The organism is Pseudomonas sp. W15Feb34, from assembly GCF_023127765.1.
In the GTDB taxonomy this organism is placed as follows: Bacteria; Pseudomonadota; Gammaproteobacteria; order Pseudomonadales; family Pseudomonadaceae; genus Aquipseudomonas; species Aquipseudomonas synxantha_A.
In genome coordinates this window covers 179,069-200,405 of the sequence record NZ_SPKN01000046.1, presented here as the reverse complement: position 1 = coordinate 200,405, position 21,337 = coordinate 179,069, and the positions used below count along the sequence as shown (strand labels likewise).

General features: G+C 60.4%; 22 protein-coding genes. 18 read left to right on the top strand and 4 right to left on the bottom strand.

Annotation, left to right across the window (positions count from 1 at the left end; genetic code table 11):
• Nucleotides 1-327 precede the first annotated feature (327 nt).
• From aceA to E4O97_RS24245, 16 genes are all read left to right on the top strand, one after another.
• Nucleotides 328-1,653: an isocitrate lyase gene (gene aceA / locus E4O97_RS24320; RefSeq protein WP_003174717.1), complete on the top strand. Its 1,326-nt coding sequence runs from the start codon at nt 328-330 to the stop codon at nt 1,651-1,653.
• A gap of 637 nt (nt 1,654-2,290) precedes the next feature.
• A complete protein-coding gene (locus E4O97_RS24315; protein ID WP_003192109.1) occupies nt 2,291-2,704 on the top strand; it encodes an NADH-quinone oxidoreductase subunit A in 414 nt (137 codons plus the stop codon).
• 10 nt (nt 2,705-2,714) lie between these two features.
• On the top strand, nt 2,715-3,389 hold the full coding sequence (locus E4O97_RS24310; RefSeq protein WP_003174719.1) for an NADH-quinone oxidoreductase subunit B: 675 nt from the start codon (nt 2,715-2,717) through the stop codon (nt 3,387-3,389).
• A gap of 72 nt (nt 3,390-3,461) precedes the next feature.
• Complete coding sequence (nuoC, locus tag E4O97_RS24305; protein ID WP_033896875.1) at nt 3,462-5,246, top strand: NADH-quinone oxidoreductase subunit C/D; 1,785 nt, start codon at nt 3,462-3,464, stop codon at nt 5,244-5,246.
• 2 nt (nt 5,247-5,248) lie between these two features.
• Nucleotides 5,249-5,746: an NADH-quinone oxidoreductase subunit NuoE gene (gene nuoE / locus E4O97_RS24300; protein ID WP_003232080.1), complete on the top strand. Its 498-nt coding sequence runs from the start codon at nt 5,249-5,251 to the stop codon at nt 5,744-5,746.
• Entirely contained in the window at nt 5,743-7,098 is a 1,356-nt protein-coding gene (gene nuoF / locus E4O97_RS24295; RefSeq protein ID WP_005789119.1) for an NADH-quinone oxidoreductase subunit NuoF, read from the top strand. The genes nuoE and nuoF overlap by 4 nt, the downstream gene beginning before the upstream one ends.
• A 135-nt stretch (nt 7,099-7,233) precedes the next feature.
• Complete coding sequence (nuoG, locus tag E4O97_RS24290; protein ID WP_103734498.1) at nt 7,234-9,948, top strand: NADH-quinone oxidoreductase subunit NuoG; 2,715 nt, start codon at nt 7,234-7,236, stop codon at nt 9,946-9,948.
• Nucleotides 9,945-10,952 (top strand): NADH-quinone oxidoreductase subunit NuoH, encoded by a 1,008-nt coding sequence (nuoH, locus tag E4O97_RS24285; RefSeq protein WP_003192116.1) that lies wholly within the window; start codon nt 9,945-9,947, stop codon nt 10,950-10,952. Before nuoG ends, nuoH begins: the two co-directional genes overlap by 4 nt.
• An 11-nt stretch (nt 10,953-10,963) precedes the next feature.
• Nucleotides 10,964-11,512 (top strand): NADH-quinone oxidoreductase subunit NuoI, encoded by a 549-nt coding sequence (gene nuoI / locus E4O97_RS24280; protein ID WP_003174725.1) that lies wholly within the window; start codon nt 10,964-10,966, stop codon nt 11,510-11,512.
• 9 nt (nt 11,513-11,521) lie between these two features.
• Nucleotides 11,522-12,025, top strand: a complete 504-nt coding sequence (gene nuoJ, locus E4O97_RS24275; RefSeq protein WP_003174726.1) for an NADH-quinone oxidoreductase subunit J — start codon at nt 11,522-11,524, stop codon at nt 12,023-12,025.
• A gap of 2 nt (nt 12,026-12,027) precedes the next feature.
• A complete protein-coding gene (gene nuoK, locus E4O97_RS24270; RefSeq protein WP_003174727.1) occupies nt 12,028-12,336 on the top strand; it encodes an NADH-quinone oxidoreductase subunit NuoK in 309 nt (102 codons plus the stop codon).
• On the top strand, nt 12,333-14,186 hold the full coding sequence (gene nuoL / locus E4O97_RS24265; protein ID WP_046068643.1) for an NADH-quinone oxidoreductase subunit L: 1,854 nt from the start codon (nt 12,333-12,335) through the stop codon (nt 14,184-14,186). Before nuoK ends, nuoL begins: the two co-directional genes overlap by 4 nt.
• A gap of 55 nt (nt 14,187-14,241) precedes the next feature.
• The gene (gene nuoM / locus E4O97_RS24260) at nt 14,242-15,774 is read left to right on the top strand and encodes an NADH-quinone oxidoreductase subunit M (protein WP_103734497.1); all 1,533 of its coding nucleotides are present in this window, start codon (nt 14,242-14,244) and stop codon (nt 15,772-15,774) included.
• A gap of 7 nt (nt 15,775-15,781) precedes the next feature.
• Nucleotides 15,782-17,245 carry an NADH-quinone oxidoreductase subunit NuoN gene (nuoN, locus tag E4O97_RS24255; RefSeq protein WP_003192122.1) on the top strand — a complete coding sequence of 488 codons (1,464 nt, stop codon included), beginning with the start codon at nt 15,782-15,784 and terminating at the stop codon, nt 17,243-17,245.
• A gap of 237 nt (nt 17,246-17,482) precedes the next feature.
• On the top strand, nt 17,483-17,833 hold the full coding sequence (locus E4O97_RS24250) for a toxin (protein WP_043046578.1): 351 nt from the start codon (nt 17,483-17,485) through the stop codon (nt 17,831-17,833).
• Nucleotides 17,823-18,137 carry a transcriptional regulator gene (locus tag E4O97_RS24245; protein ID WP_248162464.1) on the top strand — a complete coding sequence of 105 codons (315 nt, stop codon included), beginning with the start codon at nt 17,823-17,825 and terminating at the stop codon, nt 18,135-18,137. Before E4O97_RS24250 ends, E4O97_RS24245 begins: the two co-directional genes overlap by 11 nt.
• Nucleotides 18,138-18,196: 59 nt before the next feature.
• Here the strand turns inward: E4O97_RS24245 and E4O97_RS24240 are convergent, their stop codons facing one another.
• The gene (locus tag E4O97_RS24240) at nt 18,197-18,949 is read right to left on the bottom strand and encodes an outer membrane beta-barrel protein (protein ID WP_032880612.1); all 753 of its coding nucleotides are present in this window, start codon (nt 18,947-18,949) and stop codon (nt 18,197-18,199) included.
• A 125-nt stretch (nt 18,950-19,074) separates the two neighbouring features.
• Nucleotides 19,075-19,908 (bottom strand): arylamine N-acetyltransferase, encoded by an 834-nt coding sequence (locus E4O97_RS24235; RefSeq protein ID WP_248162462.1) that lies wholly within the window; start codon nt 19,906-19,908, stop codon nt 19,075-19,077.
• 120 nt (nt 19,909-20,028) lie between these two features.
• On the opposite strand from E4O97_RS24235, the gene E4O97_RS24230 reads away from it, so the two are divergent.
• The gene (locus tag E4O97_RS24230) at nt 20,029-20,265 is read left to right on the top strand and encodes a DUF6555 family protein (protein ID WP_005789137.1); all 237 of its coding nucleotides are present in this window, start codon (nt 20,029-20,031) and stop codon (nt 20,263-20,265) included.
• 30 nt (nt 20,266-20,295) lie between these two features.
• Here the strand turns inward: E4O97_RS24230 and E4O97_RS24225 are convergent, their stop codons facing one another.
• Both E4O97_RS24225 and E4O97_RS24220 read right to left on the bottom strand, forming a co-directional pair.
• Nucleotides 20,296-20,490: a DUF6021 family protein gene (locus tag E4O97_RS24225; protein WP_005789138.1), complete on the bottom strand. Its 195-nt coding sequence runs from the start codon at nt 20,488-20,490 to the stop codon at nt 20,296-20,298.
• Nucleotides 20,491-20,502: 12 nt separating this feature from the next.
• Entirely contained in the window at nt 20,503-20,682 is a 180-nt protein-coding gene (locus E4O97_RS24220) for a hypothetical protein (RefSeq protein WP_005789140.1), read from the bottom strand.
• A gap of 115 nt (nt 20,683-20,797) precedes the next feature.
• On the opposite strand from E4O97_RS24220, the gene E4O97_RS24215 reads away from it, so the two are divergent.
• Nucleotides 20,798-21,319, top strand: a complete 522-nt coding sequence (locus tag E4O97_RS24215; protein WP_103734493.1) for a DUF3087 family protein — start codon at nt 20,798-20,800, stop codon at nt 21,317-21,319.
• The last annotated feature ends 18 nt before the right edge of the window (nt 21,320-21,337 follow it).

Genomic DNA, 21,337 nt, shown 5'->3' with positions numbered 1-21,337 from the left:
TGAGCCGATTCGTGTCTGTACCGCCCACAAGGCACGTTGGACGAGGTTGCGACTGGAACGAAGTTGTCCCGAGGGACGGAAGCTAACCAGGTAACCCGGCTACGCACTGATGAATCGTACAAAGGCCCACGACGCCCGAAGACCGTTTGCAGTTTGCCCTTACCTGCTCAACTCCGCCTTGAGCCAATCGTTCATCCCGTCGCCTACCCCGCCGAACTTGACTTGAACACCCAAGCTTCTGGTCAGCGAGCAGCCATCACCACGCACTTTCTACGTGGCTGGCAAATGGAATTTTCCACCTAGACCTATGCGACGAGGTTTTTCCCCATGGCACTGACACGCGAACAGCAAATTGCAGCCCTTGAAAAAGATTGGGCTGAAAACCCACGCTGGAAAGGCGTGACCCGCGCTTATTCCGCTGCTGACGTCGTCCGCCTGCGTGGCTCGGTCCAACCTGAGCACACCTTTGCAAAACTCGGCGCCGAGAAGCTGTGGAACCTGGTCACCCAAGGTGCCAAGCCGTCCTTCCGTCCCGACAAAGATTTCGTCAACTGCATGGGCGCCCTCACTGGCGGCCAGGCAGTCCAACAGGTAAAAGCCGGCATCCAGGCGATCTACCTGTCCGGCTGGCAAGTGGCAGCGGACAACAACTCCGCTGAATCCATGTACCCCGACCAGTCGCTGTACCCGGTGGACTCGGTTCCAACCGTGGTCAAGCGCATCAACAACTCGTTCCGTCGTGCCGACCAGATCCAGTGGAAAGCCGGCAAGAACCCGGGTGACGAAGGCTACATCGACTACTTCGCGCCAATCGTGGCTGATGCCGAAGCCGGTTTCGGCGGCGTACTCAACGCCTACGAGCTGATGAAGAGCATGATCGAGGCAGGCGCTGCCGGCGTGCACTTCGAAGACCAGCTTGCGTCAGTGAAGAAATGCGGCCACATGGGTGGCAAGGTACTGGTACCGACCCAGGAAGCCGTACAGAAGCTGACCGCTGCGCGTTTGGCCGCTGACGTTGCCGGTACACCGACCATCATCCTGGCCCGTACCGATGCCAACGCCGCTGACTTGCTGACTTCGGACTGCGACCCGTACGACCAGCCGTTCGTGACTGGCGAGCGTACTCAGGAAGGTTTCTATAAAGTCCGCGCCGGCCTCGACCAGGCCATTGCCCGCGGCCTGGCCTACGCGCCGTACGCCGACCTGATCTGGTGCGAGACCGCCAAGCCGGACCTGGACGAAGCTCGTCGCTTCGCCGAAGCGATCAAGAAGGAATACCCGGACCAACTGCTGTCCTACAACTGCTCGCCTTCCTTCAACTGGAAGAAGAACCTGGACGACGCGACCATCGCCAAGTTCCAGCGTGAACTGTCGGCAATGGGCTACAAGCACCAGTTCATCACCCTGGCCGGCATTCACAACATGTGGCACAGCATGTTCAACCTGGCGCATGACTACGCCCGCAACGACATGACTGCCTATGTGAAGCTGCAGGAGCAGGAATTCGCTGACGCCGCCAAAGGCTACACCTTCGTGGCGCACCAGCAGGAAGTGGGTACCGGCTACTTCGACGACATGACCACCGTGATCCAGGGCGGCACCTCGTCCGTGACCGCGCTGACCGGTTCGACCGAAGAAGAGCAGTTCCACTGATCCACTGAGTACACGGCCACTGCGGCCCCAGGGAAGACCTAACCGCAGTGCCGCACAACAATCACGCCCCGACTGGTTCGGGGCGTTTTTTTGCCTGCACAAAACCTACCGATGCACTGCGGACCAAATGTGGGAGGGGACTTGCTCCCGATAGCGGTGGATCAGCAACAGTTGGGTTGGCTGATACTCAGCTATCGGGAGCAAGCCCCCTCCCACAAGGAATTTTGCGCAAAACATTGATCCAGAGCGGTATTCGCACACATCCAATCGGTTAAAAGAACCGTTGCGACAACTAAGCGACACTCAAGCAAGTAACGGCAACTTCCCCCGCCACATGAGAAACAATCGCTTAAACCCCACGCAAACAATATTCATTATCATTTGGCGCCTGAAAACTTCGTTACAGCTTAAACAAAACATAATTGATGAAAAGCCCGCTAATGCCCACGGCACAAGGGCTACAGCCCCAAGAAGGTGCACTATGTGCTTATTCCACCGAATAATTTCGCCCTGGGAATTTTACTTGCCCGGTGTTTAGCCATAAAATCACCGCGATTGATTGCAGTGCGACATATCGTCACTGCATCGTTACTTTTTCGAGCTCAGAGACCTTTGCTCTCTGTTAAGGATTTCCAGCATGACCGACGCGACAGGACTCATGGCCCACAACTGGGGCTTTGCCATTTTCCTCCTCGGTGTTGTGGGCCTTTGCGCCTTCATGCTTGGCGTCTCCAGCCTACTCGGGTCAAAAGCCTGGGGCCGCAGCAAAAACGAACCGTTCGAGTCCGGCATGCTACCTACAGGTGGCGCCCGCTTGCGGCTCTCAGCCAAATTCTATCTGGTCGCGATGCTCTTCGTGATCTTCGATATCGAAGCCCTCTTTCTCTTTGCATGGTCTGTGTCCGTCCGCGAAAGCGGCTGGACCGGATTCGTCGAAGCTCTCGTTTTCATAGCAATTCTGTTGGCAGGTCTTGTCTACCTGTTCCGAGTGGGCGCCCTTGACTGGGCTCCGGAAGCTCGTCGCAAGCGGCAGGCGAAGCTGAAACAATGAGGCTTTGGCAATGCAATACAATCTCACCAGGATCGACCCGGATGCTCCTAACGAGCAGTACCCCATCGGCGAACGGGAAACCGTTTCCGACCCGTTAGAAGACCAAGTCCACAAAAACATCTACATGGGCAAGCTGGAAGACGTGCTGAGTGGCGCGGTCAACTGGGGGCGTAAAAACTCCCTGTGGCCGTACAACTTCGGCCTTTCGTGCTGCTACGTAGAAATGACCACCGCCTTCACGGCACCCCATGACATCGCCCGCTTTGGCGCCGAAGTTATCCGGGCATCACCGCGCCAGGCGGATTTCATGGTTATCGCCGGTACCTGCTTCATCAAGATGGCGCCGATCATCCAGCGTCTCTATGAGCAAATGCTCGAACCGAAGTGGGTCATCTCCATGGGTTCGTGCGCCAACTCCGGTGGCATGTACGACATCTACTCGGTCGTTCAAGGGGTGGACAAGTTCCTGCCCGTGGACGTCTACGTGCCTGGCTGCCCGCCCCGCCCTGAAGCTTTCCTGCAAGGCTTGATGCTGCTGCAGGAGTCGATTGGCAAGGAGCGTCGCCCACTGTCCTGGGTTGTCGGCGATCAAGGCGTGTACCGCGCCGAGATGCCGTCACAAAAGGAACAGCGCCGCGAACAGCGAATCGCAGTCACCAACCTGCGCAGCCCCGACGAAGTCTGATCCAGCACCGCTTCTTTTATAGAACGAAAACCTGGCTTCATTCTTTACGTTGACCGAAAGCGATAAAAAACCATGACTACAGGCAGTGCTCTGTACATCCCGCCTTATAAGGCAGACGACCAGGATGTGGTCGTCGAACTCAATAACCGTTTTGGCCCTGACGCCTTCACTGCCCAGGCCACACGCACCGGTATGCCGGTGCTGTGGGTGGCGCGTGCCAAGCTCGTCGAAGTCCTGACCTTCCTGCGCAACCTGCCCAAGCCGTACGTCATGCTCTATGACCTGCATGGCGTGGACGAGCGTCTGCGCACCAAGCGCCAGGGGCTGCCGAGCGGCGCTGATTTCACCGTGTTCTATCACCTGATGTCGCTGGAACGTAACAGCGACGTGATGATCAAGGTCGCCCTGTCGGAAAGCGACCTGAGCATCCCGACCGTGACCGGTATCTGGCCGAACGCCAGCTGGTACGAACGCGAAGTCTGGGACATGTTCGGCATCGACTTCCCGGGCCACCCGCACTTGACGCGCATCATGATGCCGCCAACCTGGGAAGGTCACCCGCTGCGCAAGGACTTCCCTGCCCGCGCCACCGAATTCGATCCGTTCAGCCTCAACCTGGCCAAGCAACAGCTTGAAGAAGAAGCGGCGCGCTTCCGTCCGGAAGACTGGGGCATGAAACGCTCCGGCACCAACGAGGACTACATGTTCCTCAACCTGGGCCCGAACCACCCTTCGGCCCACGGTGCCTTCCGCATCATCCTGCAACTGGACGGCGAAGAAATCGTCGACTGCGTACCGGACATCGGCTACCACCACCGTGGCGCCGAGAAGATGGCCGAGCGTCAGTCCTGGCACAGCTTCATCCCGTACACCGACCGTATCGACTACCTCGGCGGCGTGATGAACAACCTGCCGTACGTGCTCTCGGTCGAGAAGCTGGCCGGCATTAAAGTGCCGGACCGCGTCGACACCATCCGCATCATGATGGCCGAGTTCTTCCGGATCACCAGCCACCTGCTGTTCCTGGGTACCTATATCCAGGACGTCGGCGCCATGACCCCGGTGTTCTTCACCTTCACCGACCGTCAGCGTGCGTACAAGGTCATCGAAGCCATCACCGGCTTCCGCCTGCACCCGGCCTGGTACCGCATCGGCGGTGTGGCCCACGACCTGCCGAACGGCTGGGAGCGCCTGGTCAAGGAATTCATCGACTGGATGCCCAAGCGTCTGGACGAGTACCAAAAGGCTGCGCTGGATAACAGCATCCTCAAGGGCCGGACCATCGGCGTCGCCCAGTACAACACCAAGGAGGCCCTGGAGTGGGGTGTCACCGGTGCTGGCCTGCGTTCCACCGGTTGCGATTTCGACCTGCGCAAGGCGCGCCCGTACTCCGGCTACGAGAACTTCGAGTTCGAAGTCCCGCTGGCGGCCAACGGCGATGCCTACGACCGTTGCATCGTGCGCGTCGAAGAAATGCGCCAGAGCCTGAAAATCATCGAGCAGTGCATGCGCAACATGCCGGCCGGCCCGTACAAGGCGGATCACCCGCTGACCACGCCGCCGCCTAAAGAGCGCACCCTGCAGCACATCGAAACCCTGATCACGCACTTCCTGCAAGTCTCGTGGGGCCCGGTCATGCCGGCCAACGAGTCCTTCCAGATGATTGAAGCGACCAAGGGTATCAACAGTTATTACCTGACGAGCGATGGCGGCACCATGAGCTACCGCACCCGGATTCGTACTCCAAGCTTCGCCCACTTGCAGCAGATCCCTTCGGTGATCAAAGGCGAGATGGTCGCGGACTTGATTGCGTACCTGGGTAGTATCGATTTCGTTATGGCCGACGTGGACCGCTAAGCATGAACAGCACGCTTATCCAGACAGACCGTTTCACCCTCAGTGAAACCGAGCGCTCGGCCATCGAGCACGAGCTGCATCACTACGAAGACCCGCGCGCGGCGTCGATCGAAGCCTTGAAGATCGTCCAGAAGGAACGTGGCTGGGTGCCCGACGGCGCCCTTTACGCCATCGGCGAGATCCTCGGCATCCCCGCCAGCGACGTTGAAGGCGTGGCGACGTTCTACAGCCAGATTTTCCGTCAGCCGGTCGGCCGTCACATCATTCGCGTGTGCGACAGCATGGTCTGCTACATCGGCGGCCATGAGTCCGTGGTCAGCGAAATCCAGGCCAAGCTGGGTATCGGCCTCGGCCAGACCACCGCCGACGGCCGCTTCACGCTGCTGCCGGTGTGCTGCCTGGGCAACTGCGACAAGGCGCCGGCGTTGATGATCGACGACGACACATTCGGTGACGTACAGCCTGCTGGCGTGACCCAATTGCTCGAGGGCTACCCATGACCCTGACTTCCTTCGGCCCGGCCAACCTGATCAAGCGTTCGGCCGAGACCCACCCGCTGACCTGGCGCCTGCGTGACGACGGCGAGCCGGTATGGCTTGACGAATACCAGGCCAAGAACGGTTACGCCGCAGCGCGCAAAGCCTTCGCCGATATGGCCCAGGACGATATCGTCCAGACCGTGAAGGACGCCGGCCTCAAGGGCCGCGGCGGCGCAGGCTTCCCCACGGGTGTGAAGTGGGGCCTGATGCCCAAAGACGAATCCATCAACATCCGCTACCTGCTGTGCAACGCGGATGAGATGGAGCCCAACACCTGGAAAGACCGCATGCTGATGGAGCAACTGCCCCATCTGCTGATCGAAGGCATGTTGATCAGCGCCCGTGCGCTCAAGACCTACCGTGGCTACATCTTCCTGCGTGGCGAGTACACCACCGCCGCCAAGCACCTCAACCGTGCAGTGGCAGAAGCCAAGGCCGCGGGCCTGCTGGGCAAGAACATCCTCGGTTCCGGCTTCGATTTCGAACTGTTCGTGCACACCGGCGCCGGGCGTTATATCTGCGGTGAAGAAACCGCACTGATCAACTCCCTCGAAGGTCGCCGCGCCAACCCGCGCTCCAAGCCGCCCTTCCCCGCCGCCGTAGGCGTGTGGGGCAAGCCGACCTGCGTGAACAACGTCGAGACCCTGTGCAACGTGCCGGCGATCATCGCCGACGGCGTGGACTGGTACAAATCGTTGGCTCGCGAGGGCAGCGAAGACATGGGCACCAAGCTCATGGGCTTCTCCGGCAAGGTCAAGAACCCGGGTCTGTGGGAGCTGCCGTTCGGCGTGACCGCACGCGAGCTGTTCGAGGACTACGCCGGCGGTATGCGCGACGGCTACACCTTGAAAGCCTGGCAGCCAGGCGGCGCCGGCACCGGTTTCCTGCTTCCTGAGCACCTGGACGCACAAATGTATGCCGGCGGCATCGGCAAGGTGGGCACCCGGATGGGTACCGGCCTGGCAATGGCGGTCGACAACACCGTGAACATGGTCTCGCTGCTGCGCAACATGGAGCAGTTCTTTGCCCGTGAATCCTGCGGATTCTGCACCCCATGCCGCGACGGCCTGCCGTGGAGCGTCAAGCTGCTGATGGCCCTGGAAAACGGCGAAGGCCGCGAGGGTGATATCGAAACCCTGCTGGGCCTGGTCGGCTTCCTCGGCCCAGGCAAGACCTTCTGTGCTCACGCACCGGGCGCCGTAGAGCCATTGGGCAGCGCAATCAAATACTTCCGCTCGGAGTTCGAAGCCGGCATCGCGCCCACCAGCGCCGCCGTCCCGCCTCTGGCGAAGCCGATCGTAGTCGGCGCGTAACGCTTAAACAGGCGAAGGGTCCGTGCCCTTCGCCTGCTCATGTGCTGACGCCGTAAAGGCTGTGTAGATGCACATGAATAACAAGATTCCATTAGCCACGCCCGCTGACAACGGGCCAACGAAGAACTTTGAACCATGGCCACTATCCACGTAGACGGCAAAGCGCTCGAAGTCGATGGGGCGGACAACCTGTTACAGGCGTGTCTGTCACTCGGCCTCGATATTCCGTATTTCTGCTGGCACCCCGCGCTCGGTAGCGTCGGTGCCTGTCGCCAGTGTGCGGTCAAGCAATACACCGACGAGAACGACACCCGTGGTCGTATCGTCATGTCCTGCATGACCCCAGCCACCGACAACACCTGGATCTCCATCGACGATGAAGAGTCCAAGGCGTTCCGCGCCAGCGTTGTCGAATGGCTGATGACCAACCACCCCCACGACTGCCCGGTCTGTGAGGAAGGCGGTCACTGCCACCTGCAAGACATGACGGTGATGACCGGCCACAACGAGCGCCGTTATCGCTTCACCAAGCGTACCCACCAGAACCAGGACCTCGGCCCGTTCATTTCCCACGAAATGAACCGCTGCATCGCCTGCTACCGCTGCGTGCGCTTCTATAAAGACTACGCCGGCGGCACCGACCTGGGCGTCTTCGGCGCCCACGACAACGTGTACTTCGGTCGCGTTGAAGACGGCGTGCTTGAGAGCGAGTTTTCCGGCAACCTCACCGAGGTCTGCCCGACCGGTGTGTTTACCGACAAGACTCACTCCGAGCGCTACAACCGTAAGTGGGACATGCAATTTGCGCCGAGCATCTGCCATGGCTGCTCCAGCGGTTGCAACATCTCCCCGGGCGAGCGCTACGGCGAACTGCGTCGCATCGAAAACCGCTTCAACGGTTCGGTCAACCAGTACTTCCTGTGCGACCGTGGCCGTTTCGGCTATGGCTACGTCAACCGCGAAGACCGCCCACGCCAGCCGCTGCTGGCCGATGGTGCCAAGCTGAGCCTGGACGCCGCGCTGGATAAAGCCGCCGACCTGCTGCGCGGGCGCAATATCGTCGGTATCGGTTCGCCGCGTGCCAGCCTCGAAAGCAACTTCGCGTTGCGCGAGCTGGTCGGTGCCGAGCACTTCTACTGCGGTATCGAAGCCGGCGAGCTGGAGCGCATCCGCCTGGTCCTGCAAGTGCTGAACGACAGCCCGCTGCCGGTTCCGAACATGCGCGACATCGAAGACCACGATGCCATCTTTGTGCTCGGTGAAGACCTGACCCAGACCGCGGCGCGCATTGCCCTGTCGCTGCGCCAGTCGGTCAAAGGCAAGGCCGAAGAAATGGCCGACGCCATGCGCGTACAGCCGTGGCTTGACGCGGCGGTGAAAAACATCGGTCAGCACGCGCTGAACCCGCTGTTTATCGCCTCGCTGGCTGAAACCAAGCTCGACGACATCGCCGAAGAATGCGTGCACGCCGCACCGGACGACCTGGCACGCCTCGGTTTCGCCGTGGCCCACGCCCTCGACGCCAGCGCGCCTGCCGTCGACGGCCTGGACACCGAAGCCGTCGAACTGGCCCAGCGCATCGCCGACGCCCTGCTGGCGGCCAAGCGCCCGTTGATCATTGCCGGTACCTCGTTGGGTTCCAAGGCGCTGATCGAAGCCGCTGCCAACATCGCCAAAGCCCTGAAGCTGCGCGACAAGAACGGCTCCATCAGCCTGGTGGTGCCGGAAGCCAACAGCCTGGGCCTGGCCATGCTCGGTGGCGAGTCCCTGGACGCCGCCCTGCAAGCAGTGACCGACGGCAGCGCCGACGCCATTGTGGTATTGGAAAACGACCTGTACACCCGCACCGCTGCCGCCAAGGTTGACGCTGCGCTGGACGCTGCCAAAGTCCTGATCGTGGCCGACCACCAGAAGACCGCCACCAGCGAGCGTGCCGACCTGGTGCTGCCAGCCGCCACCTTCGCCGAAGGCGACGGTACCCTGGTCAGCCAGGAAGGCCGCGCCCAGCGCTTCTTCCAGGTGTTCGATCCGAAGTACATGGATGCCAGCATCCTGGTGCACGAAGGCTGGCGCTGGCTGCACGCCCTGCGCGCGACCCTGCTGAACCAGCCGATCGACTGGACCCAGCTCGACCACGTGACCGCTGCCACCGCCGCCAGCGCGCCGCAGCTGGCTCGTATTGTCGATGCCGCGCCGTCTGCCGCGTTCCGTATCAAGGGCCTGAAACTGGCCCGTGAACCGCTGCGCTACTCCGGTCGTACCGCCATGCGCGCCGACATCAGCGTGCACGAACCGCGTACCCCGCAAGACATCGACACTGCGTTCGCCTTCTCCATGGAAGGTTACTCGGGCTCGGCCGAGCCGCGTCAGCAGGTGCCGTTTGCCTGGTCGCCGGGCTGGAACTCGCCGCAGGCCTGGAACAAGTTCCAGGATGAAGTCGGTGGTCACATCCGTGCTGGCGACCCGGGCACCCGCCTGATCGAAAGCACCGGTGACGCGCTGAACTGGTTCACTGCGGTACCGCGTCCGTTCAACCCGGCTCCGGGTACCTGGCAGGTCGTGCCGTTCTTCCACCTGTTCGGCAGCGAAGAAACCTCTTCCAAGGCCGCGCCGGTTCAAGAGCGCATTCCTGCCGCTTACGTGTCCGTGGCCAAGTCCGAAGCCGACCGCCTGGGCGTCAACGACGGTGCGCTGCTCAGCCTCAACGTGGCCGGCCAGACCCTGCGTCTGCCGCTGCGTATCAATGACGAGCTGGGTGCCGGCCTGGTTGCACTGCCTAAAGGCATCGCCGGTATTCCGCCTGCCATTTTCGGCAAAACCGTTGACGGTCTGCAGGAGGCAGCGCAATGACTTGGTTCACGCCGGAAGTAATTGACGTGATCATCTCGGTGGTCAAGGCCATCGTGATCCTGTTGGCCGTGGTCGTCGCGGGCGCGCTGCTCAGCTTCGTCGAACGTCGCCTGCTGGGCTGGTGGCAGGACCGTTACGGTCCGAACCGCGTTGGCCCATTCGGCATGTTCCAGATCGCGGCCGACATGCTGAAAATGTTCTTCAAGGAAGACTGGACCCCGCCGTTCGCCGACAAGGTGATCTTCACCCTGGCACCGGTGGTAGCCATGAGCGCCTTGCTGATCGCCTTCGCGATCATCCCGATCACCCCGACCTGGGGCGTGGCGGACCTGAACATCGGCTTGCTGTTCTTCTTCGCCATGGCCGGTCTGTCGGTGTATGCGGTGCTGTTCGCCGGTTGGGCCAGTAACAACAAGTTCGCCCTGCTGGGCAGCTTGCGGGCCTCGGCCCAGACCGTGTCCTACGAAGTGTTCATGGGCCTGGCCCTGATGGGCATCGTGGTGCAGGTCGGCTCGTTCAACATGCGCGATATCGTCGAGTACCAGGCACAGAACCTGTGGTTCATCATTCCGCAGTTCTTTGGCTTCTGCACCTTCTTCATCGCTGGCGTGGCCGTGACTCACCGTCACCCGTTCGACCAGCCGGAAGCGGAGCAGGAACTGGCCGACGGTTACCACATTGAATATGCCGGCATGAAGTGGGGCATGTTCTTCGTCGGTGAGTACATCGGCATCATCTTGATCTCGGCCCTGCTGGTCACGCTGTTCTTCGGCGGCTGGCACGGTCCGTTCGGCATCCTGCCGCAGTTGGCCTTCTTCTGGTTCTTCTTGAAGACCGCGTTCTTCATCATGCTGTTCATCCTGCTGCGCGCCTCGATTCCGCGCCCACGCTATGACCAGGTGATGGATTTCAGCTGGAGATTCTGCCTGCCGCTGACCCTGATCAATTTGCTGGTGACGGCTGCCGTCGTGTTGTTGAACACGCCAGCTGCCGCGGTTCAGTGAGGATTTGACCCATGTTCAAATATATTGGCGACATCGTTAAGGGTACCGGTACCCAGTTGCGAAGCCTGGTGATGGTGTTCGGTCACGGCTTTCGCAAACGCGACACCCTGCAATACCCCGAAGAAGCGGTGTACCTGCCGCCGCGCTATCGCGGCCGCATCGTACTGACCCGCGACCCCGATGGCGAAGAGCGTTGCGTAGCCTGCAACCTGTGCGCCGTGGCGTGCCCGGTGGGTTGCATCTCCCTGCAGAAAGCTGAAACCGAAGACGGTCGCTGGTACCCGGACTTCTTCCGTATCAACTTCTCGCGCTGCATTTTCTGCGGCCTCTGCGAGGAAGCTTGCCCGACCACCGCGATCCAGCTCACACCGGATTTCGAGATGGCCGAGTTCAAACGTCAGGACCTGGTGTACGAGAAAGAAGATCTGCTGATCTCTGGTCCCGGTAAAAACCCTGATTACAACTTCTATCGTGTTGCAGGTATGGCCGTTGCCGGTAAGCCGAAGGGCGCCGCACAAAACGAAGCCGAGCCGATCAACGTGAAGAGCTTGCTGCCTTAAGGAAGAAAGATGGAATTCGCTTTCTATTTCGCATCGGGTATTGCAGTGGTGTCCACGCTTCGCGTGATCACCAACACCAACCCCGTGCACGCCCTGCTCTACCTGATCATTTCGTTGATCGCCGTGGCCATGACCTTTTTCAGCCTCGGCGCACCGTTCGCCGGTGTACTGGAAGTGATCGCCTACGCCGGCGCCATCATGGTGCTGTTCGTGTTTGTGGTGATGATGCTCAACCTGGGGCCGGCTTCGGTCGCCCAGGAGCGCGTCTGGCTCAAGCCCGGCATCTGGCTCGGCCCGGTTGTCCTCGCAGCATTGCTGCTGGGTGAACTGCTGTATGTACTGTTCGCTCACCAGAGCGGCCAGGCCATCGGCCACACCACCGTAGACGCCAAAGCCGTGGGCATCAGCCTGTTCGGCCCGTACCTGCTGGTGGTCGAACTGGCTTCGATGCTGCTGCTCGCCGCAGCCATCACCGCCTTCCACTTGGGCCGCAACGAAGCCAAGGAGCAATGACGATGCCTGCTATCCCTTTGGAGCATGGTCTGGCGGTCGCCGGCATCCTGTTCTGCCTTGGCCTGGTCGGCCTGATGGTGCGCCGTAACATTCTGTTCGTGTTGATGAGCCTGGAAATCATGATGAACGCCGCGGCACTGGCGTTCATCGTGGCGGGCGCACGTTGGGGCCAGCCGGATGGACAAGTCATGTTCATCCTGGTGATCAGCCTTGCAGCCGCCGAAGCCAGTATTGGCCTGGCGATCCTGCTGCAGCTGTATCGTCGCTTCCACACGCTTGATATCGACGCTGCCAGTGAGATGCGCGGATGAACATGATCTTTCTGACTTTCGTATTCCCCCTGATCGGTTTCCTGCTGCTGTCGTTCTCTCGCGGGCGCTGGTCGGAAAACCTCTCGGCCTTGATCGGCGTGGGTTCCATCGGCCTGTCGGCCATCGTGGCCGCCTATGTCATCTGGCAATTCAACGTGGCGCCGCCAGAAGGCGGTCACTACACCCTGGTGCTGTGGCAGTGGATGTCGGTGGAAGGCTTCAAGCCCAACTTCGCCCTCTACGTCGACGGCCTGTCGATCACCATGCTCGGCGTGGTGGTCGGTGTAGGCTTTTTGATCCACCTGTTCGCGTCTTGGTACATGCGCGGTGAAGCGGGCTACTCGCGCTTCTTCTCGTACACCAACCTGTTTATCGCCAGCATGTTGTTCCTGGTGCTCGGCGATAACCTGTTGTTCCTGTACTTCGGCTGGGAAGGCGTGGGCCTGTGCTCGTACCTGTTGATCGGTTTCTACTACAGCAACCGCAACAACGGCAATGCGGCACTCAAGGCATTTATCGTCACCCGTATCGGCGACGTGTTCATGGCCATTGGCCTGTTCATCCTGTTCCAACAGGTGGGCACGCTGAACATCCAGGAACTGCTGGTGCTGGCACCGCAGAAATTCCAGGTCGGCGACTTCTGGATCACCTTGGCGACCCTGATGCTGCTGGGCGGCGCCGTGGGTAAATCCGCGCAACTGCCGCTGCAAACCTGGCTGGCGGATGCCATGGCCGGCCCTACCCCGGTATCGGCACTGATCCACGCCGCCACCATGGTGACCGCCGGTGTCTACCTGATCGCCCGTACCCACGGCCTGTTCACCCTGGCGCCGGACATCCTGCATCTTGTAGGTATCGTCGGTGGCGTGACCCTGGTACTGGCCGGTTTTGCTGCCCTGGTACAGACCGACATCAAGCGTATCCTCGCCTACTCGACCATGAGCCAGATCGGCTACATGTTCCTGGCCCTGGGCGTCGGCGCCTGGGACGCGGCGATCTTCCACCTGATGACCCACGCGTTCTTCAAGGCGTTGCTGTTCCTCGCCTCCGGTGCGGTGATCGTCGCCTGCCACCACGAGCAGAACATCTTCAAGATGGGCGGCCTGTGGAAGAAACTGCCACTGGCCTACGCCAGCTTCATCGTCGGTGGTGCCGCACTCGCAGCCCTGCCGTTGGTGACCGCCGGTTTCTACTCCAAGGACGAAATCCTCTGGGAAGCGTTTGCCAGCGGTAACCAGAACCTGCTCTACGCAGGCCTGGTGGGTGCGTTCATGACCTCGCTGTACACCTTCCGCCTGATCTTCATCACCTTCCACGGTGAAGCCAAGACCGAAGCACACGCAGGCCATGGCATCTCCCACTGGCTGCCACTGTCGGTGCTGATCATCCTGTCGACCTTCATCGGCGCCATGATCACTCCACCACTGGCCGGCGTATTGCCAGAAAGCGTCGGCCATGCCGGCGGCGCAGACAAGCACAGCCTGGAAATCGCCTCGGGCGCCATTGCCATCGCCGGTATCCTGCTGGCCGCCCTGCTGTTCCTCGGCAAGCGTCGCTTCGTGACCGCCGTGGCCAACAGTGGCATCGGGCGCTTCCTGTCGGCCTGGTGGTTCGCTGCCTGGGGCTTCGATTGGCTCTACGACAAACTGTTCGTCAAGCCATACCTCGCCATCAGCCATGTACTGCGCAAAGACCCACTCGACCAGACCATCGGTTTGATCCCGCGCGCCGCCAAGGCCGGTCACACCGCCCTGAGCCGCAGCGAGACTGGCCAACTGCGTTGGTATGCAGCGTCCATGGCGGCCGGTGCCGTGCTGGTGATCGGCGCCATCGTCGTGGTAGCGGTCTGACTATGTTTAAGTGCACTGCGTACTTTGCAAACTTGCGAAAGGAAACGAGCCCGTCATGATTCTGCCCTGGCTAATCCTGATCCCCTTTATCGGCGGCCTGCTCTGCTGGATGGGTGAACGCTTCGGCGCCACCCTCCCCCGCTGGATTGCGTTGCTGACCATGTCCCTGGAACTCGCACTCGGCCTCTGGCTGTGGGCCCATGGTGACTATTCATTCGCTCCGGCACCGGGTGTCGATCCCACCTTCGCGCTTGAATTCAAGCACGTGTGGATCCAGCGCTTCGGCATCAACGTGCACCTGGCTCTCGACGGCTTGTCGCTGTTGATGATCCTGCTGACCGGCCTGCTGGGTATCCTCTCGGTACTCTGCTCCTGGAAAGAGATCCAGCGTCACGTGGGCTTCTTCCACCTGAACCTGATGTGGATCCTGGGCGGCGTGGTCGGCGTGTTCCTGGCGCTGGACCTGTTCATGTTCTTCTTCTTCTGGGAAATGATGCTGGTGCCGATGTACTTCCTCATCGCGCTCTGGGGTCACAGTTCTTCGGACGGCAAGAAAACCCGGATCTACGCGGCGACCAAGTTCTTCATCTTCACCCAGGCTTCCGGCCTGATCATGTTGGTGGCGATCCTGGGCCTGGTCCTGGTCAACTTCAACAGCACCGGCGTGATTACGTTCAACTACGCCGACCTGTTGAAAACCAAGATGTCGCTGACCACCGAGTACATCCTGATGCTCGGCTTCTTCATCGCCTTCGCGGTGAAGCTGCCAGTGGTGCCGTTTCACTCCTGGTTGCCTGACGCTCACGCCCAGGCGCCGACTGCCGGTTCCGTGGACCTGGCCGGTATCCTGTTGAAGACGGCGGCCTACGGCCTGCTGCGTTTCGCCCTGCCGCTGTTCCCGAATGCCTCGGCCGAGTTCGCGCCGATCGCCATGACCCTGGGTCTGATCGGGATCTTCTACGGTGCGTTCCTGGCCTTCGCGCAAACCGACATCAAGCGCCTGATTGCCTTCTCGTCCGTTTCCCACATGGGTTTCGTACTGATCGGCATCTACTCCGGCAGCCAACTGGCGCTGCAAGGCGCAGTGATCCAGATGTTGGCCCACGGTGTTTCGGCCGCTGCCCTGTTTATCCTCAGTGGTCAGTTGTACGAGCGCCTGCATACCCGTGACATGCGTGAAATGGGTGGCGTGTGGTCGCGCATTGCTTACCTGCCGGCGATCAGCCTGTTCTTCGCCGCTGCATCCCTGGGCTTGCCGGGTACCGGTAACTTCATCGGCGAGTTCCTGATCCTGATGGGTGCCTTTGTGCAGACGCCGTGGATCAGCGCCATTGCTACCTCCGGCCTGGTGTTCGGTTCGGTGTACTCGCTGATCATGATCCACCGCGCCTACTTCGGCCCGGCCAAGTCCGACACCGTCCTGCAAGGGATGGATGCGCGCGAACTGATCATGGTGCTCGGCCTTGCGGTGTTGCTGATCTTCATCGGCGTGTACCCGCAACCGTTCCTGGACACTTCTGCCGCAACGATGCATGGCGTGCAGCAGTGGTTCGGCACCGCCTTCTCTCAACTCGCTTCGGCCCGGTAAGAGCGCTATGGAATTCACGATCCAACACTTTATCGCGCTTGCGCCGCTGCTGATTACCAGCCTCACCATCGTGGTGGTGATGCTGGCAATCGCCTGGCGCCGCAATCACTCGCAAACGTTCCTGCTGTCCTGCGCCGGGTTGAACCTGGCCCTGCTGTCGATCATCCCGGCCCTCAAGGTCGCGCCACTGGCGGTCACGCCATTGATGATGGTCGATGACTTCGCGCTGCTGTACATCGCCCTGATCCTGGTGGCGACCCTGGCCTGCGTCACCCTCGCCCACGCCTACCTCGGCGAAGGCGGCACCGGCTACCCGGGTAACAAGGAAGAGCTGTACCTGCTGATCCTGCTGGCTGCGGCCGGCGGTATCGTGCTGGTCAGCGCGCAGCACCTGGCCGGCTTGTTCATCGGCCTGGAACTGCTGTCGATCCCGACCTACGGCCTGGTGGCCTACGCCTTCTTCAACAAGCGCTCCCTGGAAGCCGGCATCAAGTACATGGTGCTGTCGGCGGCCGGTTCCGCGTTCCTGTTGTTCGGTATGGCCCTGCTCTACGCAGAAGCCGGCAGCCTGAGCTTCACCGGTATCGGCCACGCCCTGGCCGCCACCAACAGCCCGGCGCCAATCGCCCAACTTGGCCTGGCGATGATGCTGATCGGCCTGGCGTTCAAGCTGTCGCTGGTACCCTTCCACCTGTGGACCCCGGACGTGTACGAAGGCGCCCCGGCGCCGGTGGCCGCGTTCCTGGCGACTGCGTCGAAGGTAGCGGTATTTGCGGTGATGGTGCGTCTGTTCCAGATCTCCCCTGCCGCCAACACCGGCGTGCTGAGCAACGTGCTGACCGTGATCGCCATTGCGTCGATCCTGTTCGGTAACCTGCTGGCGCTGACCCAGAACAACCTCAAGCGTCTGCTGGGTTACTCGTCCATCGCCCACTTCGGCTACCTGCTGATCGCCCTGGTGGCGAGCAAGGGCCTGGCCGTGGAAGCCATTGGCGTGTACCTGGTCACCTACGTGATCACCAGCCTCGGCGCCTTCGGTGTGATCACGCTGATGTCTTCGCCTTACAAAGGCCGTGACGCCGACGCCCTGTACGAATACCGCGGCCTGTTCTGGCGCCGTCCGTACCTGACCGCCGTACTCACCGTAATGATGCTGTCGCTGGCCGGTATTCCGCTGACTGCGGGCTTTATCGGCAAGTTCTACATTGTCGCAACCGGTGTTGAAGCCCACGAGTGGTGGTTGGTAGCGTCCCTGGTATTGGGCAGCGCCATCGGCGTGTTCTACTACCTGCGCGTGATGGTCACCCTGTACCTGATCGAGCCCAACCTGCGCCGTGTGGATGCCGAGTTGCATTGGGAACAGAAGGCAGGCGGCGTGATGCTGCTGGCCATCGCCCTGCTCGCGTTCTTCCTGGGCGTGTACCCACAACCGTTGCTCACCTTGGTGCAGCATGCGGTGCTGGGGGTTTGATCGCTTAGGTTGATGCAGTCAACAGAACGGCGCCTTTGGGCGCCGTTTTGCGTTTCCCAGGATCTGCTTTTCCCCTCCCCTGCTCGCTGAATTTTCCTCCTCGATCTGCCTCTTCATCCGGCATCTACCCGATGAAGCCGGCCGTATGGTGTTTGCGTTTTAGGAAAGTTCCCACCGCGCGGTCACTTGACCTAACGCGAGTGGGCCACCAAACTCTACGCAGGCTACGTACAGAACATGGATGCTCTATTTATCGAACTGCCGGCATTCGAGCGGCATCGCAAGGACTATCTGAGTGAGGAGCTTTTCCAGGGTTTTCAACAGGAGTTAATGAAAAACCCCGAAGCAGGAGATGTGATCGAAGGAACGGGCGGGTTGAGAAAGGTTCGCTTCGTTGATGAAAGGCGAAACAAAGGCAAGCGTGGTGGCCTGCGAGTCATTTACTACTGGTGGTCAGGCGGCACGCAATTCTGGTTATTCACCTTGTACGGCAAGCACGAACAGAGCGACCTGACACCCCACCACAAGAAAGCTCTTAAACACATGCTGGACAGGGAAATCAAAGCGAGAACACATCATGAAACGTGACATCTTTTCCGAACTGGTCGAAGGCTTCGACGCCCTGGCCGATGAGCGCCAGGGTAAAATCACCCTGCGCAACCACAAGGTCCACCTTAACAAGCTGGCGCCGCTCACCGCTGATGAGGTGATCGCCGTGCGCCAGCAACTCAACCTTTCCCGGTCGGTATTCGCCATGTACCTGCGTACCAACACCCGCACCCTGGAGAACTGGGAACAAGGCCGGGTCAAGCCCAACGCCCAGGCCGTCACCCTGATCCGTCTGGTAGCGCGTTTTCCTGAAACCGTGGCGCAACTTGCCGCATTGGGCTGACCTGCGAAAGCAAAAAAAAACGCCCCGATTATCGAGGCGTTTTTTGCAGTACAACAGCGTCAGAATGCAATACCGACCTTGAAGCCGTATTCGTCACGCTTGAGCTTGGTGTTGTCGGCCACATAGGAGTCGTCGTCGAGCTTGTACTCGGTGCGGGTGTAGTACAGGCCCGCCATCACTGGCAGGTCGCCCTTCTGGTTCATCAGCAGGCTGACTTCAGCATAGGGGTTGGTGCGGTCCTTGAGGTCCACGCTGTCGCTGCCAACGCCGTCTACCTTGAGTTTGGCACGGCCATCGATGGTGTGACGGGCGCCGGCTTCAACGCGCAGCGTCATGTCATCGAACTGGTGGTTGTAGCCCAGCGCAGCCTTGGCGAACGGCGACTTGTTGGTCAGCTTCATATCGTAGCCATTGGTGTCCGGCTCATAGCGGGTCCAGGTGTAGCCACCGCCTACGATCACGTCGACGAAGTTGCGCGCATCCAGCGCGGCACGCCAGCCGAGGTCAAGGTCGGCCTGGCCTTCCTTGAGCTTGTTGTCGCTTTTTTCGCCGTACTTGGCTTCGATACCGGCCTGGTAGATGAAGCCGGACTCGGCGGTGAGCTTGTTGCCGAAGTTATAGAACAGGCCCGCTTCAGGCATGTGGTCCTTGTCGCTTTCGCTACCGCCTTCCAGCTTGAAGTCGTTGTAGCTGCCCAGGATCCCGAACGTGGAGATCGGGTCGGTGGAAGGTGCAGCGAACACCACGCCAGGCGCAGCGACCAGGGCCAGCAACGAGGTGTTCTTGAGAAATTTTCCGAATAGTTTGGACATCGTTTTACATCTCCATTTTAAGGTGGGCAAAGTATTCAGGAATCGGTTCGAACCTTGGCGTTTGCAAAAAGTTCGAACGGATTTGCACCAAAATGGAGAAAAAACGGTTCAGCGAAGGCTCTATCTCAATATTCTTGAGGATTCGTGCGGATAAGGCTTCCAACGGCTTCGCGAAGTCGAGGCTGATCCGGCAGCTGAATCCCGAACGTGTCGTGCAATAGCGCCAGCAACTCGTCGGCGCTTTGAAGCGTGCGCTTTTCACTGGGCCGATCCAGGTAATGAAGCGCATAGTGGGCGTTGGCCAAGGTATGACGTTTACCGGGGGCAAGCAGCGCAGCCTTCAACTGCCCAACGAACGGCGACCCCGGGTGCGTGGAGACGTACCAGTTGCCGATTTCGTAGTCGATATCTGCCTGCACTTGCAGATCGAACACGTACAAGCCGCGCCACTCTTCACCGACCTGGGCCCACAATGTGTAGCTGCCCTGATTGCATGTCAGGCGAAAAGGCTCATGGGCAGTGGCTTGGGGAGCTTCGTTGTCCAGTTGCAACGGGCTGCTGGGGACCATGCCACCGAAGCCGACATCGGTGATATAGCGCACGCCGTCGAGGGTCACCAGGCTCAGACGATGAGTACGGCCGGTGTGGGCGTCCGGTGGCCCGCCAATCACCACACGACCGGTAATGCCGCGAGCCTCATAGCCCAGCTCCTGCAACAAGGCCAGGAACAGCTGGTTCAACTCATAGCAATAGCCGCCGCGTCCTTGGTGCAACACCTTCTGTGTGACGCTTTGCAGGTCAATCGGCACCGGCGCGTGCATCAGGGTCGACAGGCTTTCAAAGGCAAAGGTGCAGACATGGCGCAGCTGCAAGTCCCGCAGGGTCTGCAAGGTGGGTGCCGGTGGCGAGGCATAGCCCAGGCGTTGCAGGTACAGGCGGCTATCCGTGGGTGTGAGCATGGTGCGATCCTCGGGCGCAGGGCAAGAGCGTCACTATGCCGCGCCACTGCGTACGTTGTCATTTTGAATGAACCTTTTAGAACGCTGGCCTATCCATCTATAACAAGACAGGGAGGCAACATGAGTACCGCAAAAATCTACACCATCCACTATCAGCTACACGGTAAACCCAAGTCTTTCGTGGTGCGCGCCGAGGTGATGAATAACGCCGAAGCCTGGCACTGGGCGGCCGTTGATGCCGACATTGCCCATGTCAGCCGCATCGGCCGCGTCGGTCACGAGCAAGTGAAAAAAACCACCCGGCCCTGGGCGGAAAAATACGGCATCACCGACGTCAGTTGGACCCCCCCCAAATAAACAAAGCCCCGCACGACGGCGGGGCTCGATTCACTTCTTCAAGTCGCCCAACGGATCGTAGGGCGGCTTTTTCTCAGATGACTTTTTCTCATCCAGCGGCGCAATAGCCGGACCTACCGGGTCGACCTGAGGGTCGGCCACATCTGGCGAGTCCGGGTCGAAACCCAGCTCATCCTTGCCACTGGCGTGCTCGTTGGAGTGGGGACCATCGGTACGTTTGTTCATCACATGCTCCTGCTAAAGCGGGCGCGCTTTGTCGTGGAGGTTTTCCAGGTCTTGTTCGACGTGCTCGACATCGTTGTCGGGGCCACGCTCTTTGGGATCGTTGGGGCGCAACGCATCGTTGTCGCGCTCCTCCTCACCCGGCGTGCGGTTCGGATCCGGTGTACCTGGCGGTGGCTGCTTGTGTTCAGACATGATGGCTTACCTCATGAGGGGCTTCACAGGTTTAGAGAAACCGTGCGCAGTCATCGTTCAACTTCATTGCTGCAAGCATGAGAAGATGACCGCCCTTTCTGGAGACCTGACCCGGATGTTCGAGCTCAAACCCTGCGACCCTGTCACCTACCGTCAACAGACCCGCCGCAGCACGCTGATAGTGGCCGTGCTGTTCCTGGCCCTGGCCATGCTGCTGTCGAGCCTCGCGGTGATGCTGTTCGGTGAGCCTGGCGGGGACAACTTTCGCTTCAATGTCGGCGGTGTATTTGCCGGGGTGTTGATCACCGTCGCACTGGTGCGTGGCCCGTTCTGGTCCCAGCCCTGGCTGGCGCCGGCGGTGTATGGCTGGCAACTCAAGCGCAGCCTGATGAGCGTGACCAACGTAATGCACAAGGTCACCGAGCGGGTACAAGCCAACGACCCGGCCGCCATCAAACTGTTGCGTTTCTATCACCTGGGGCTGACGCAAATGCATGAGCTGGATGCCAACTCCAGCGCCCAGGCGCAACTGGTCGGCGAGATCGACGCACACAAGACCAAGATGCACGCACTGGGGATCGATACCGAACAAACCCGGCTTGACCCCGCGTGGCTGGAAACGCTCAAAAGCGCTTGAGGCGTACGTCAGGGAGCA

Excerpts from the sequence above, each read along its gene's own strand:
- aceA (WP_003174717.1), top strand. The coding sequence starts at position 328 with ATGGCACTGACACGCGAACAGCAAATTGCAGCCCTTGAAAAAGATTGG.
- E4O97_RS24315 (WP_003192109.1), top strand. The coding sequence starts at position 2,291 with ATGACCGACGCGACAGGACTCATGGCCCACAACTGGGGCTTTGCCATT.
- E4O97_RS24310 (WP_003174719.1), top strand. The coding sequence starts at position 2,715 with ATGCAATACAATCTCACCAGGATCGACCCGGATGCTCCTAACGAGCAG.
- nuoC (WP_033896875.1), top strand. The coding sequence starts at position 3,462 with ATGACTACAGGCAGTGCTCTGTACATCCCGCCTTATAAGGCAGACGAC.
- nuoE (WP_003232080.1), top strand. The coding sequence starts at position 5,249 with ATGAACAGCACGCTTATCCAGACAGACCGTTTCACCCTCAGTGAAACC.
- nuoF (WP_005789119.1), top strand. The coding sequence starts at position 5,743 with ATGACCCTGACTTCCTTCGGCCCGGCCAACCTGATCAAGCGTTCGGCC.
- nuoG (WP_103734498.1), top strand. The coding sequence starts at position 7,234 with ATGGCCACTATCCACGTAGACGGCAAAGCGCTCGAAGTCGATGGGGCG.
- nuoH (WP_003192116.1), top strand. The coding sequence starts at position 9,945 with ATGACTTGGTTCACGCCGGAAGTAATTGACGTGATCATCTCGGTGGTC.
- nuoI (WP_003174725.1), top strand. The coding sequence starts at position 10,964 with ATGTTCAAATATATTGGCGACATCGTTAAGGGTACCGGTACCCAGTTG.
- nuoJ (WP_003174726.1), top strand. The coding sequence starts at position 11,522 with ATGGAATTCGCTTTCTATTTCGCATCGGGTATTGCAGTGGTGTCCACG.
- nuoK (WP_003174727.1), top strand. The coding sequence starts at position 12,028 with ATGCCTGCTATCCCTTTGGAGCATGGTCTGGCGGTCGCCGGCATCCTG.
- nuoL (WP_046068643.1), top strand. The coding sequence starts at position 12,333 with ATGAACATGATCTTTCTGACTTTCGTATTCCCCCTGATCGGTTTCCTG.
- nuoM (WP_103734497.1), top strand. The coding sequence starts at position 14,242 with ATGATTCTGCCCTGGCTAATCCTGATCCCCTTTATCGGCGGCCTGCTC.
- nuoN (WP_003192122.1), top strand. The coding sequence starts at position 15,782 with ATGGAATTCACGATCCAACACTTTATCGCGCTTGCGCCGCTGCTGATT.
- E4O97_RS24250 (WP_043046578.1), top strand. The coding sequence starts at position 17,483 with ATGGATGCTCTATTTATCGAACTGCCGGCATTCGAGCGGCATCGCAAG.
- E4O97_RS24245 (WP_248162464.1), top strand. The coding sequence starts at position 17,823 with ATGAAACGTGACATCTTTTCCGAACTGGTCGAAGGCTTCGACGCCCTG.
- E4O97_RS24240 (WP_032880612.1), bottom strand. The coding sequence starts at position 18,949 with ATGTCCAAACTATTCGGAAAATTTCTCAAGAACACCTCGTTGCTGGCC.
- E4O97_RS24235 (WP_248162462.1), bottom strand. The coding sequence starts at position 19,908 with ATGCTCACACCCACGGATAGCCGCCTGTACCTGCAACGCCTGGGCTAT.
- E4O97_RS24230 (WP_005789137.1), top strand. The coding sequence starts at position 20,029 with ATGAGTACCGCAAAAATCTACACCATCCACTATCAGCTACACGGTAAA.
- E4O97_RS24225 (WP_005789138.1), bottom strand. The coding sequence starts at position 20,490 with ATGAACAAACGTACCGATGGTCCCCACTCCAACGAGCACGCCAGTGGC.
- E4O97_RS24220 (WP_005789140.1), bottom strand. The coding sequence starts at position 20,682 with ATGTCTGAACACAAGCAGCCACCGCCAGGTACACCGGATCCGAACCGC.
- E4O97_RS24215 (WP_103734493.1), top strand. The coding sequence starts at position 20,798 with ATGTTCGAGCTCAAACCCTGCGACCCTGTCACCTACCGTCAACAGACC.